The sequence below is a fragment of the Streptosporangium sp. NPDC000239 genome (genome assembly GCF_040300765.1).
Taxonomy (GTDB): Bacteria; Actinomycetota; Actinomycetes; order Streptosporangiales; family Streptosporangiaceae; genus Streptosporangium.
The window spans coordinates 68,996-82,753 of the sequence record NZ_JBEPEI010000006.1 but is presented as its reverse complement, the minus strand read 5'-3'; the positions used below and the strand labels follow the sequence as shown (position 1 = coordinate 82,753).

Below are 13,758 nucleotides of genomic sequence, written 5' to 3'. Positions count from 1 at the left end.
CTCGGGACAGGAGGGCGCGGGCAAGACCACGATCATCCGTGCGCTTTTGCCCCACACGCCGAGCGGCGCGAGGGTCGACGCCGAAGACCTGGGCCAGGTCAATCCGTGCCTCTTCGACGACGCGTTCTGGCGGCTGCTCCGGGCCAACGTCGCCGCCCTCGTCCGCAACTACTGGGCCGCCGGCTTCGAGAACGTCATCACGGGAAGTTTCCTCACCACGCGCGACGACTTCCTGCGCTTCCGCGAACTCGTCCCCGAGGTGGACGAGGTGTTCATGGTCCAGTTGCTCGTGCAGCCGGACGAACGCCTGCGCCGACGCCTCACCCGCGCCAAGCGGACCACCCAGGAGTGGCGCGACAGGGTGGACCGAGCCGACGCCGCCGACACGACGATCGCCGCCGACCAGGACGGCTACCGCTATCTCGCCGTCGACAGCACGGCGATGACACCCGGCCAGACGGTGACGGCGATCGTGCGCGGGTTCCCGGAGGTCTACGGCTCCCGGCCACCTGGTTAGGGGCACGGTCCTCGTGGCGGGATGCCCGGCAGGTGCTGTTCCCATTCGGCCCGGGTGATCGGCGGGGGCGACAGCGCGCACAGCCGCCGGGCGGCCGGCGCGGGGTCGACGGTCCACAGCCGGGCCGTGGCGTCCTGCCCGCCCGTGGCCAGCAGGCCGGTGCGCCGGTCGAAGGCCAGGGCGTAGACCGCGCCGAGATGGCCGGTCAGGGTGGCGACCGGCACCGGGCCGCCGGGGGTGGTCAGGTCCCACAGCAGGACGGCGCGGTCGGCCCCCGCGGTGGCCAGGGTTCGCCCGTCCGGGCTGAAGTCCACCCCGTTCACCGCGTCGCCATGGCCGCCGAGGACCGTCGCCGGACCCCCGGCCTGCGTGCCCGTGTTCCACAGGCGCACGGCGCGGTCGGCTCCGGCGGTGGCCAGGGTACGCCCGTCGGGACTGAAGGCCACCGCGTTGACGGTGTTGGTGTGGCCGGTCAGCGTGACCGGGGGGCGTGTGCCGGTGAGGTCCCACAGCCGCACGGTGTGGTCGGCGCCCCCGGTCGCCAGGAGGCGGCCCGCCGGATCGAAGGCCAGCGCGTAGACGCCGGAGGTGTGACCGGTCAGCGTGACCGGCGCGCGGCCGAGGTCGGCGGTGTCCCAGAGAACGACCGCGCCGTTCTCCCCCGCCGCGCCCAGCCGCCCGCCGCCGGGATCGAAGGCGACGGCGAAGACGTTGCCCAGCCCTGGGGTCAGGACGGCCCGGGGGGCTACCGGGGTCGCGCGGGGAACGTCCGAGGCGGCACGGAAGGTGGCCGGAACGGCGACGTCCCACAGGCGGACCGTGCCGTCCAGGCCGCCGGTGGCCAGGGTGCGCCCGTCCGGGCTGAAGGAGAGCGCCCCGACGTTGTCGGTGTGGCCGGTCAGGATGACCAGCGGCCGGACCCCGTACGGATCCGAGACGTCCCACAGCCGGACCGACCGGTAGGTCCCGGTGGCCAGGGTGCGGCCGTCCGGGCTGAAGGCCACCGCGCTGACCTCGCCCTCGTGGCCGCCGATGACCGGCCTGCGAAGGTCCCACACCCGGATCGTCTCGTCGAAGCCGCCGCTGACCAGGACCGCCCCGTCCGCGGCGAGGTCGACCGAGTAGACGGTGCCCGAGTGGCCCTCCAGCACGACGGGAGCACCGGCCCGGCGCGGATCGCCCACCTCCCACATCCGGATCGTGCGGTCGTAGCCGCTGGTGACCAGGGTGCGGCCGTCCGCGCTGAACACAGCGCCGACGATCCCGCCGGTGTGCCCCTCAAGGGCGGCAAGGCGCCTGGGGTGCTCAAGGTCGGTGGCGTCCCACAGGTAGGCGGTGTTGTCGAATCCCCCGGTCATCAGCAGGCGCCCGTCCGGAGAGAAGGCGACGCACAGCACGCGGGCTCCGTTGCCGCGCAGGTCGGGCAACCGTACGGGGTGGTGCGGATCCGTGACCCGCCACAGGCGCACGACCGGCTCGGCTCCCGCGACCACGAGGAAACGGCCGTCCGGGCTGAAGGCCGTCGAGGACAGCCCATCGCGGGGACCGCGCAGCACGGCCAGCGAGGCGGGGTGCGCCGGGTCGGCGACGTCCCACAGCCGTGCCGTACGGTCATAGCTCGCGGTGGCCAGGGTGCGACCGTCGGGACTGAGGGCCAGGGCCCTGACGACGCCGGTGTGGCCGGTCAGAGTGGCGAGGGCACGGGGACGGCGCGGGTCGGCCACGTCCCACAGGCGGGCGGTGCCGTCGTCGCTTCCGGTGGTCAACAGGTGGCCGTCGGCGCTGAAGACGGCGCTGGTGACGCCCTTGGTGTGTCCGGTGAGTACGGCAAGCGGGGTGGGCCGGTGCGGATCGGTCAGGTCCCACAGGCGGACGGTGCCGTCCATGCTCGCGCTGGCCAGGGTGTGCCCGCCGGGGCTCAGCCGTACGGCGTAGACGGCGTTGGTGTGGCCGGGCACGAGGGCCGCGTAAGGGTTGGCGAAGGAACTGAGCAGGCTGCCGCGTGCCTCCCTGGTCGGCGCGAGACGGTAGGCGGCCAGGGCGAGCTGGGCGGCCAGGGCCGGATTCGCGGCGCGCAGCGCGTCGGCCTCGTTGGCGACCTTGCCCGACAGCGCCTCGTCACGCTGGCGTCCGACGGTGTCGGAGGCGCGCACCGCCGCGACGGAGGTGCCCGCGGTGACCAGGACGAGCACGCTCAGCAACGCGATGAGCCGGTAGAGCCTGCGGACGCGTCCGCGCTCGCGCCGCCCGCTCGCGGAGACGAAGTCGCGCACGCGCGGACTGACCGGGTGGTGGGAGGCGCTCTCCAGCCAGGCCCTGGCCGCGGAAAGTCGCGTCCCCCGGTAGAGGGCGGCCGGGTCCCGGTTCTCCCGTTCCCACAGGTCGGCGGCCTCCTCCAGCTGTTGCGCGGTCAGCAGCCAGGCCCGGTCGGCGTCGATCCAGCCGCGTAGCCTGGGCCAGCACCACAGCAGCGCCTCATGGGTGATCTCGACGGTCTCCGCGCCCGCGGTGAGCAGCCTGAGGGCGACGAACGCGCCCACGATCCGCTCCAGCTGCTCGGCGTGCTCGTGTTCCCGCAGGTCACGCCAGGGCAGCGGGCGCCGGGTGCCCGGAACGTTCCCTGACGTCTCCCCCGGGACGCGTACCAGCCGCAGGAACAGCCGTCCGGCCAGCGCGCGACCGGTCTCGTCGAGCGCCTCGTAGGCCTCCTCCGCCGACTGCGCGACGGCCCCGTGAATGCCTCCACTCGCCTGGTATCCGGCGACGGTCAGCCTCCGCCGTCCGCCGTCACGCCAGGCGGTGAGCAGCACGTGCGACAGCAGCGGGAGCGCCCCCGCGTCGTGCGCCGTGGCGCCCGTCGCTCCCGGGTCAGCGGGCGACAGGTCGCGCAGGACCAGTTCGACCAGGCCGTCCTCGACGTCGCCCCTGGCCTGCCGCGCGGGCTTGACGATCGCCTCACGCACCTCGTCGCGGTTCATCGGCCCGACCAGGACCTGGGAGTCCTGCAGGACGCGGGCCAGCGCCGGGTGCCGTAGTGCCTGAGGGTAGAAGTCCGCGCGTAGCGCGAACACCACCACGCCTCCCCCTGGCGGCCGGGCGTCCGGCCCGGCGCCGCCGGTGAGCGCGGCGACGAACCTCCGGCACTCCTCCTCGTCCCGGCACTCGGTGAAGACCTCCTCGAACTGGTCCACCACCAGGACGTGGCCGCCGGTCTCCCCCCATTCCCCGGGTAATCGCTCCATCGGCCGTTCCCCGGGAGTCAGCAACGTGACGTGCCCGTACCCGTCACGGGTCACCGGAGTGGCCCGCCCGCTCCCGTCGCGGGTCGGCGGCGCGACCTGCCCGTACCCCTCGCGGACCGACGCCGTGACCGGCCCGTCCGCGTCACCGGGCCGCAGCGCGTCCACTCCATGCCCGTCGTTGGACAGTGTTATGGCCTGTCCGTCCACGTCGCGGGCCGGCGCCGTGGCCTGCCCGCCTCCATCGTTGGGCAGCGCCGTGACCTGCCCGTACCCGTCGCGGGTCAGTGCCGGGATCAGTCCCGCTCTCAGGAGTGACGACTTGCCCGACCCCGAGGCCCCGACCACCGCGAGCACGCCACCGCCGTCCCCGGCGAGCATGGCCACGCGTTCCCGCAGCAGCCGGACGAGCCCGTCCCTGCCGTGGAACCAGTCGGCGTCCTCGGGCTGGAAGCTCGCCAGCCCCCGGTAGGGCACCGGAGCACTTGAGGGTCGTCGCCCCGGGCTCCGGCGTATCCGCAGCAGCGCCTGAACCCATTCATCGAGCGTGTCCGGGTCACGGACGCCGCAGGCGCCGAGAACGTCGACGAGTGTTTTCCTTGAGGGCAGGTGCGCCCCGGAGAAATACCCGCCGACGGTACTGTCCGGAATCCCGGTCGCACGGGCCACCTCTCTGACCGTGTGCCCCGCCCTCTCCCGCAGGAGAGACAGTTCCCGGGCGAAATCCCGCCGCTCCGCGATCCCCTTTACCCCGGATTCATCCTCTTTCGGGGACTTCTCCCGCAAAGCGCCCTCCTCACCCCGAGGCCAGCCGTACCCGGAGTGTATAGAGCCATCACTCCACTGTCCCGACTTGTACGGACATCCCCAGAGATCTTTTAGGCGCCCCCTTAACTCATGTACGGCGGGGCATCGACCAGCCATCTACTTTTACGGGGCACCACGGCGCCGTCGTCTCACCCATGAAATATCGGCAAAGTCGAGAACGGATCCACCAACTCATCCGAACCCGCATAGCCACATTCATCAGCCCCTACAACCAATCCCACAATTGCCCTTGGCAATCCTGCGAATCACGTATGCCGAATGACTTACCAACCTCGATGCGCCAACGCTCACGCGACTGGTGAAAGCACCGACCTCATACCCATCTCCCAAACTTGGCCAGGGTATGAGGATTCCACCTTCATACATTCACAGCGGCTGACCCCGCGCGAAATAACGGCCGTGGAACAGTGGCGGGTTCTATGGTTACGATGCGAACCGTCTAACGCTCAAGATTGACAAGCAGATCGTCGAGCTCCTGGACCTCGGGATGGCCAGTGCCGTACTCGGCGCGCAGGTCCGGTAAGAGATCAGTCAGAATACGTTCGGCGGCGTTGACGTCACCTCGCGCGATGTGGACCTCGCCGATCTGCCGCCGCAGTTCCATCGTGAGCGACGCCGTCACCCCCAATGCCCGCTCCATGTCCCGGCGCAGGACGGTCATCAGGCCGAGCGCCCGGTCATAACGGCCCAGGGCAGCGTGGCAGAGGGCCGCGTTGAAACGGCAGCCCAGCACCGCCTCGTGGTCTGGGCTGAGCAGCTCCGCCAGCCCGGGAATCACCCGTTCCAGCTCCGGCGCGGCCCTCCGGTAGTCGTGAGCCGCGAAACGGGTGTTGGCCAGGTGCATCCGCAGTGCGAAGACCAGCGGATGGCGCTCCCCCAAGATATCGACGGCCGGATCGAGCACGTCCTGGATGACCTCGATCGCCTGGCTGAACCTGCCGTCCTCGGCCAGCTCCTCGGCGCGCTCCTTGGCCGCGGCGACGTCCCGCTCCGAGACCCGGCCGCCCCGGGAAGGGGCGGGAGGCCGGGGGCCGGTGAGCGCGGTCTCCGCGATGCGGCCGACCACGCTCGCGTACATCCGCGCCGGATCGGGGGACGGCGCCGGCACCGTGAAGCCGGGGATGGGTGACGGTTCCCCGACGAAGGGCAGCAGCCGCGCGTAGACATCGGCAGCGTCCTGGGGACGGTCGACGGGGTTCTTGGCAAGCAGTTCCAGAACGAGTTCCTCGACGCCTTCGGGGACGTCCGGACGCAGGGAGCGCAGAGTCGGCGGAGGTTCGGTGTGGTGACGCCCCAGCTCGGCGGCGGGAATCTTCGACTCGAAGACGCGCGTGCCGGTCAGCAGCTCGTGCAGGACACAGCCCACGGCGTACAGGTCGCTCTGCGGACTCGCCTTACCGGAGATCCCCGTCTCCGGCGCCATGTAGAACGGCGTACCGACCCCCTCGCCCAGTTTGGTGATCTTCGTCAGCTCCGGTGCGCCGAGGATCGCCGCGATGCCGAAGTCCAGCACCTTCACACTTCCGTCCGGGCAGATCATGAGGTTGCGCGGCTTGATGTCACGGTGGATCAGCGACTCGGCGTGCGTGACCGTCAGGACGGCGCAGATCTGAGCGGTCACGGCCGCCGCCCAGGACAGTGGGAGCGGGCCGTGAGAGTCGACAAGGTCATCGATCGTCCAGCCGTCCACGTACTCCATGACGAGGAACAACTCACCGGCGTGGGTGCCCATGTCGTGGACGACGGGTACCCCCGGGTGCCGCAGCCGCGCGGTGACGCGTGCCTCACGCCGGAACCGCTTGATCGCGGCCTCCCGGCGCTCCTCGGTGGTGAAGACGGCCCAACGGATGAACTTGACCGCGACGTGCCGGTCCAGGGTCTGGTCGAACGCCTTCCAGACCTGGCCCATTCCGCCGCTGCCGCGCTCCTCGACGAGCTCGTAGCGGTCGCCGACAACCGTGCCACGCTGCACAGGAGCTCCGTCCGTGTAGGGAGAGGCCCCCAGTTCTACCGGTTACGCGGCAAATGATCCAGATCAGTCGAGCGTGCCCTCGCGGATCATCCGGTAGACCTGCTTGCGCCCGAGGTCGGTGATCCGGCTGCGGAACAGTGACTCGTCGAAGAAGCGCTGCACCAGGCCGGTGTTGCCGGTGTGCCGGTCGACCACGACCTTCTCCAGGTGGTCGGCGAAGACCTCACCGAAGTTGGCCTCGTCGTTGACCAGCGCGGCGGCGATGAGCGAGTCGTTGCGCGCGGCCTCCTCGAACTGCTGCTCCACCCAGATCTGGTCGGTCTCGGACAGGCCCAGGCCGTACTTGTCGTTCACCGAGGCGATCAGGGCGCGCAGCGACGTCATCTCGGCGTCCGCCGCGCCGCCGCCGGCGCCGGACGGGGCCGGAAGCGTCACCTCACCCGTCTGAGTGGGGCTGAGGCTGATGTCGTGCTCGCCGGTCTTGCTGATCCTCAGGTGGGTGAGGTCGATCTCACCGACGTCCACGGCCGGGTCCTCCCTGCGCGGCAGCCTGTTCAGCAGGAACCGGCCGAACAGGTAGAGCCGCTCCAGGTCGTCGTCGGTGTAGGGCACGACCTGCGACAGGAACCCGTACAACCGCACGTAGGACCGCAGGTCGGCGCGGAAGCTCTCGGCGGAGTCGTCGTCGTTCTCCAGGTCCTCCCGCTGCCGTTCGATGAAGCGCGCGACGGCGGGCTCGGTGAAGCGGTAGAGCGCCGCGTGCGCCTTCTCCCAGTCCCGCTGCGTCGCCGAGCTCCGCTCGGCCTGGAGGTACGCCTCGGCGAGGGCCTGCATCTCCGACACCACCAGCAGCGCGTGCCCCTGTACGGCCGCCGCCCGCGTGTAGAGCAGGTTGGGGTCGACGTCCTCGACGGCGGTGCCCTCGAAGTACGGCTGGAACTCCGCCTGGATGTCCTCGGCCTCGTTGGCGAAGTCGAGGACGAAGACGTCGCCCTGTGACTTGAGCCGGTGCGTGCGGTTCAGCCGCGACAGCGTCTGCACCGCGGCCACCCCCGCCAGCTTCTTGTCGACGTACATCGTGGTCAGCAGCGGCTGGTCGAACCCGGTCTGGTACTTGTCGGCGACGACCAGGATTCGGTACTCCGCCTTGTCGGCGGCGTTGGGCGAGGTGTCGTCGGCCCGGCAGTAGGCGAACCGCTCTGGTAGCTCCCGCTCCCCGAAGCCGTTCAGCTTGGCCTCGGTGTACTCCGTCTCGACCCCGTGCTCGTCCTTGAGCTTCAACGTCTGGGAGAAGGCGATCAACGTGCCGCAGTCGGAGTAGTCGTTAACGGCCACGTAGTCGCGGATCGCCTGGCCGAGCCTGAGGGCGTGCTCCCGCGAGGGGGTGACCACCATCGCCTTGGACCGGCCGCCCATCTGGGGCGCGGTGTGCCTGCGGAAGTGCTCCGCGATGATCTGTGCCCGCTGCTCCATGCTCGTCGGATGCAGCTGGGCGAACCGGGTGAGCAGCGCCTGCCCCTTGCGCTTTTCGACCTCGCGGTCGTCGGGCTCGGTGCTCATCAGCCGCCAGAGCGTCTTGTAGGTGACGTAGTTCCTCAGCACGTCGAGGATGAAGCCTTCCTCGATCGCCTGCCTCATCGAGTAGGTGTGGAAGGCGCGCGGATTGCCGCCGTCCTTGCCGGGGGTGCCGAAGAGGGTGATCGTCTTGTTCTTCGGGGTGGCGGTGAACGCGAAGTACGACAGGCTGTCGTGCCTGCCCCGGGCCAGCGCGCTCGCCGTCAGCAGGTTGCCGTCCTCGTCGACGTCGTCGCTGCCGAGCCTGCGCAGCACCCGCTTGAGGGCGGCGGCCCCCTCCCCCGTCTGCGACGAGTGCGCCTCGTCCACGATCACCGCGAACCGCCGGCCGCGCAGCCCCTCGACCTGCTGGAGGATGTGCGGGAACTTCTGCAGCGTGGTGATGACGACCTTCGCGGTCTCCCCCTGCAGCGCCTCGGCGAGCTGGGCGGAGTCCTGGTCGATCCGCTGGACCACGCCCGGCGTGTGCTCGAACTGGTAGATCGTCTCCTGGAGCTGCCGGTCGAGGACCACCCGGTCGGTGATCACGATGACCTTGTCGAACACCGGCTGGTTCGGTTCGTACCCCTTGGCCAGGGCTGTCTCGTCGAGGTCGCCCAGGTCGGCGGAGGTGTGCAGGTTCGACAGCGCGTGCGCCAGCCAGGCGATCGTGTTCGACTTGCCCGAGCCCGCCGAGTGCTCCACCAGGTAGTTGTGCCCGGACCCGTGCTTTCTCGCGTGGCCCGTCAGCTTCTGGACGGCGTGCCACTGGTGGTAGCGCGGGAAGATCAGCGGCAGCCGGTGGGCCTTGCCCGGGGACGGCCTGCGCCCCTTGCCCTTCTTGACGTCCTCGTCGTCGACGTGCAGGAACCGCCTGAGCAGGTCCATCCAGGTGTCGCGATGCCAGATCCGCTCCCACAGGTAGGCGGTCCGGTAGGTGCCCTCCGGCGGGATCGGCGGGTTGCCCGCGCCGCCCTTCTCGCCCGCCCCACCGCTACCCATGTTGAACGGCAGGAACCGGGTCTTCTTCCCGGCCAGCCGCGTGGTCACGAACACGAGCTCCGTGTCGACGGCGAAGTGCACCAGTGCCCGCCGGGCGAACAGCAACTCCTTGGGGTCACGGTCCTCGCGGTACTGTCGCTTGGCGTGTTCGACGGTCTGCCCGGTGAGCGGGTTCTTCAGCTCGGCCGTGGCGACCGGAATGCCGTTGACGAACAACGCCAGGTCGAGGGTGTCGGCCGTCTTCGCCGAGTAGCGGAACTGACGGACCACGCTGAGGATGTTCTTGTCGTACGGCTCCAGCGCGTCGGCGGCGATGGTGTGCGCGGGCCGGAAGTAGGCCAGCCGGAACGTGATGCCCCGGTCCTTCACCCCGTGCCGCAGCACCTCAAGGGCACCGTCGGCGTCGATCGCCTTGGCCACCACGTCGGCCAGCCGCCGGGCCGCCCCCGCCTCGTCCCCGGCCTGCGCGACGACCAGCCGGTTCCACTCCTTCGGCTGGGTCGCCTGCACGAAGTGCAGCAACTCGGTCGGGTTCAGCCCCAGGGTGTGGTCGTAGAGGTCGTTGGAGCCCGGGACCCATCCCCCCTTATCGCGAAGAGCCGACACGATGGCGTCCTCGAAGACCTTCTCGTGGTGCGCAGGGGCCACGGTCACGTTCCTTTCACCTGGAGGGCGGTGAGATGTTCTTACGAAATACGGCGACGAGCCGACGGGAGGGTACGGCGTGCCGTGGGGAAACGGCCGTTCGGACTGACGTGTCGGATCAGCATGGGGCCGAGGCCGAGATCAGGGCTGGGGTCAGAGCCGGCGCTTCTCCCGGCCGGGCCTTGCGGTTCCCGTGGAGCCGGAGCCGATGCCGCCCCGACCCTGGGGTTCGCCATAGGGCCGGGGCGGGGGTGGCGTCGGGATTATCGGTCGCCGAACTCGCCGGCCTTCACGCTGTTGAGGAAGGCGTCCCACTCCGCGGGGGCGAAGAACAGCTTGGGGCCCTGGGGGTCCTTGGAGTCACGCACGGCGACCAGGTCGGCCCGTCCCTCGGTAGTCCCCTTCAACTCCGCGACCTCAACACAGTTCCCACCATTGTCGCCGGAGAGGCTTGACTTGACCCACCTGGCGTCGCTCAGGTCCATTTTTCCTTTACCGCTTTCTGGATGAGATCGACAGACATGTTTATCGGCAACGCTTCGCTCCGAATGGCCTCGAAACGCTCCACGGCCACGGCGACGTCTTCCTCGTCGCTGGTGGTGATGCCTCGTACCGCCGTCTCGGCATACAGTACGTCCTTTCCTCCGTCAAGCGTCGCGATCGCGAACCCTCCCATCAGGCCCGAATGCATCCCCTGCGGAATCACCTGAACACTCAACCGAGGGGTGATCGCCGAGATCAGATGCTCCAGCTGCTTTCTCATCACCTCGGCACCCCCTATCAGGCGGTAGAGAATCGCCTCGTCGATGACGCACCGGAGGGCCGGGGGCCGAGGGTCCTCACGAACGAGGATGGCCTGGCGCTCCAAGCGAGCCTCCACCGCCGCCTCGTTACCGTGGAGCAGCACCCAGGCATAGCCCTCGGTCTGGAGCAGACCAGGGAAAACCAGCGGCTCGTAGGCACGTAGCGCGATCGCTTCTTGCTCCTTGTCCCTCCACCTCCCGAACCAGGAAGGGATCTGCCGTCCTTTCCTCCAGTCGAGGAGGCGGTGGAGCGCTCCACCCGTGTCGAGGACGCTGTCACACTTCTCGGCGAACTCCGGACTGGCCGGGAGCTGCCCCGTCTCGACCCCACTGATCAGGGACTCGCTGAAGTGGACCTTCTCGGCCAGCTGCCCCTGAGTAAGGTCCGCCGCCTTCCGGTAGTGACGCAACTCCCTGCCCCATATCGCCTGAGGCGTGTAGAGGTTGACCACGATGCCCCCCTTGCCGGAATTCAACGACGACGCCTTGAATCCCAAAGCTCGACCTTGGTAATCGTTTCATCACCAATCGTAGTCGCCGCTCGGCATCCTGAACATACAAAATCGAGAGCGGAAGAGAAACCCCATGGAAAAGATTCTCAACGCGTACACAGCACAAACCGGATGCCTCCACATAGTGGACCCTGCCCTCTGCGTGCTGGGCGAGAAGCGTATTCCCCACGAGGCGAGAAACGTGGCGTCCGCTCGCCGCTTCGTCCAAGGCATCGCCATTGAATGGAACACGGCGGAAGCCGTTCCGGAAATCGCCGAACTCCTCACCTCGGAAATCGTCACCAACACCATCGTGCACGGCGCCACGAGCCCCACCACCGCACCTCCCGTTCACATCACGGTCATGAGGGAGGGAAAGCTGATGATGGTCGAGACCTGCGACTCCTCAAGCGCGATCCCCCGAACAAGGAACGCGGCCCCCATGGAGATCTCCGGCAGGGGCCTCACAGTCGTCAGGGAACTCGCCCACAACTGGGGCTGGCTCCCCCACCCCAACGGCAAATCCGTCTGGTTCGAACTCGTCGCATGGCCCTGAACGTCATTGAGGTTCGCTCTCCAACTCCAGCTCTCCTTGATCGTCGGCCTCTCGCTCCCTCCATACGGCGTCGGCCAGCTCCACAAGGGTGCCCTGTCCTGGAACCACCCATCTGAGTGTGCCCTGAACGGCAACCGGTGCGTTCTCCCATTGCGCGAGTCGCCACATGTGCGTGACGAGCCCGGAAGGCGAATAACGTTCGCCGTCAGCCGCCCAAAGAATTGGCTTGGACCTCTCGTTGACCCATGTCGCCTGCTTACGGCTGGGGTTCTCCGCGAACCAATCCTGCATAGTGGCCGCCTCGACGGCGCTGCCGGTCTTGAATGTGAGAGAGGCACCTTCGGGGATGCGAGCGGCGTCCACAAGGAGAGAAACCGCGTTCGGCTTGCGTGGTTTTTTGGGGATCGGTCGGAGATATTCCCTCGAAGCCACTGGCAGCGGCGTATTGGACGCCATGTCGTCAAGCACCCGTTTGACCAGGACCCGACAACGGACCTCGTTCATGAACGTACTTCTGATGAAGGAGGTGGTGGAGAACTCCGCGTCCACGTAGTGAGTCATCCGGTTCAGGAGGTCAACCGCGATGCCAGGAGCCTCCGCGACGAACTCCGCCCACTCCTCGTCCGAGTCGTCGAAGTGGTTCTTGCCGACGTGCTGGAAGACGAGGTGCGCCAGGAGGAGGCCGCCGTGCTCGGCGACTCCGGCCGCACGCCCCTGACGCTCTGCGACGGCCTTGTGAAGCACCTCCCTGATAACCCGGTGCAGGAGGACCGCTCTCCAGATCTGCTGCACAGGCGGGGGCTTCTGGAAGATCCGGGTGTAGATGCCCTGCGTTCCCTCCTGCCACAACTCGTCTGGCTCAACCTTGATCCGGACCGCCAGACGGGAATCGTTGTGCGCGCAGGCGAGGGCGAAAGCGGCTTCCACAATCGAGCATCCCGCCTCCGGGGGCGGGTCCAACTCACCACGCCTGAAAACATAGGTCTTCTGTAGGTGGAACAGGAAGTCGTCCCGGATCTCCCCTTGAGCCGGTTTCAAGGTGACGAAGTCGCGACGCTCCACGCTGTTCTGCGTGTTGGTGGCGGTCGTGATGTCCGTGGCGAACCCGTCGGGGCAGTCCTGGATGGAGATCACCTTGACGCTCACCTGCGCGCCGAGCAAGGCGTCGGGGTTCTTTCTCGACGCCTCATAGGCGGCGGCCACGGTCTGTGCCCCGTTGACGACGCTGGCGTTGGTCAGTTTGAGAGTCACCGGCCCGCGAGGGTCACTCCTGCTGAACGGCGTGGCCTCGATCGTGTCGCAGAGGACCGTGATCCCGTTGTTGAAGTACCAGAAGGCGTCGGGATTTTCCGTGAGGGTTCTGACGATCTCGTTGTTGACCTTGGTGAGCCCCAGCGATTTGCGAATGTTCTGCTCGAACAGCCTTCCATGATGGTCGCCGAACCACTGCGCGACCTCATCGGCGGAAACGTTTCCCTGATATGCCTCGAAGGGAGCCTGGACCCGGAGCCAGCTGGCCATCTTGGCCTGGAGCGTGACCTGGTCGGTCAGTTCGTTGCGAACGATCTGCCACGCGTCCGCCGCGTTGCGAACCTCGTAGTCCAGCATGGCGCCGAGCGAGTTGAACTCACTCTTGGCATCCTCGAAGCATTCGACCGCCTCGGCGGAAAGCTCTCCGGGGCCCATCGTCACGACGAGGAGTGTGATGCGTGCGCGCGCGTTTTCCAATACGGCGTTCACGCGGTCGGCGAGAGCGGAGAAACGGTCGTTCAGCCGGTCGTACTGCCGCTGGTCGATCCGCTTGAGACCGTTGACCAGCTTCAGCGCCTCTCCAACACCGAAGCCCGCAGTGCCCTTGTTGCTCCACTTCGCCTGGATCAACCAGATCTGCGGGGCTCCGTCCATGATGGCGACGGCGTCGATACCGTAGTCGTCCCGGCCGTCGACGACGCAGGCGGCCGCCGCCGCATTGTCACAGCCGGTGACGTCCCGCGCGAAGAGCGCCGCGAGTCCCCGAGAGAGAAAGGCCGACTCCCTCTCTCCCGCGTCTTTCTTGAGGAAATCCTCCATGGAGATCAGGTCCGCGAAGTCCCTCTTGATCGCGGCAGCCACATGGGCCACCTGCCTCGGCATCTGCTGACCAGGTGGACG

At 68.2% G+C, this 13,758-nt stretch carries 8 protein-coding genes; 2 read left to right on the top strand and 6 right to left on the bottom strand.

Annotated features, from left to right (window positions below):
- Positions 1-46: 46 nt before the first annotated feature.
- Positions 47-517: a hypothetical protein gene (locus tag ABT340_RS17585; RefSeq protein ID WP_352011794.1), complete on the top strand. Its 471-nt coding sequence runs from the start codon at positions 47-49 to the stop codon at positions 515-517.
- On the opposite strand, the gene ABT340_RS17580 is transcribed toward ABT340_RS17585, so the two are convergent.
- The 5 genes from ABT340_RS17580 to ABT340_RS17560 all read right to left on the bottom strand — a co-directional run bounded on the left by ABT340_RS17580 (position 514) and on the right by ABT340_RS17560 (position 11,012).
- Positions 514-4,680, bottom strand: coding sequence for an nSTAND1 domain-containing NTPase (locus ABT340_RS17580; RefSeq protein ID WP_352011793.1), 4,167 nt, complete (start codon positions 4,678-4,680; stop codon positions 514-516). The genes ABT340_RS17585 and ABT340_RS17580 overlap by 4 nt on opposite strands.
- Before the next feature lie 343 nt (positions 4,681-5,023).
- Complete coding sequence (locus ABT340_RS17575) at positions 5,024-6,556, bottom strand: serine/threonine-protein kinase (protein ID WP_352011792.1); 1,533 nt, start codon at positions 6,554-6,556, stop codon at positions 5,024-5,026.
- A gap of 63 nt (positions 6,557-6,619) precedes the next feature.
- The gene (locus ABT340_RS17570) at positions 6,620-9,766 is read right to left on the bottom strand and encodes a type I restriction endonuclease subunit R (protein ID WP_352011791.1); all 3,147 of its coding nucleotides are present in this window, start codon (positions 9,764-9,766) and stop codon (positions 6,620-6,622) included.
- A 254-nt stretch (positions 9,767-10,020) separates the two neighbouring features.
- Positions 10,021-10,242 carry a DUF397 domain-containing protein gene (locus ABT340_RS17565; protein WP_352011790.1) on the bottom strand — a complete coding sequence of 74 codons (222 nt, stop codon included), beginning with the start codon at positions 10,240-10,242 and terminating at the stop codon, positions 10,021-10,023.
- Entirely contained in the window at positions 10,233-11,012 is a 780-nt protein-coding gene (locus tag ABT340_RS17560; RefSeq protein ID WP_352011789.1) for a helix-turn-helix domain-containing protein, read from the bottom strand. The genes ABT340_RS17565 and ABT340_RS17560 overlap by 10 nt, the downstream gene beginning before the upstream one ends.
- 133 nt (positions 11,013-11,145) lie before the next feature.
- Between ABT340_RS17560 and ABT340_RS17555 the strand changes: the two genes are divergently transcribed.
- Positions 11,146-11,607 (top strand): ATP-binding protein, encoded by a 462-nt coding sequence (locus ABT340_RS17555; RefSeq protein ID WP_352011788.1) that lies wholly within the window; start codon positions 11,146-11,148, stop codon positions 11,605-11,607.
- Between the two features lie 3 nt (positions 11,608-11,610).
- On the opposite strand, the gene ABT340_RS17550 is transcribed toward ABT340_RS17555, so the two are convergent.
- Positions 11,611-13,719: an AIPR family protein gene (locus ABT340_RS17550; protein ID WP_352011787.1), complete on the bottom strand. Its 2,109-nt coding sequence runs from the start codon at positions 13,717-13,719 to the stop codon at positions 11,611-11,613.
- Positions 13,720-13,758 lie beyond the last annotated feature (39 nt).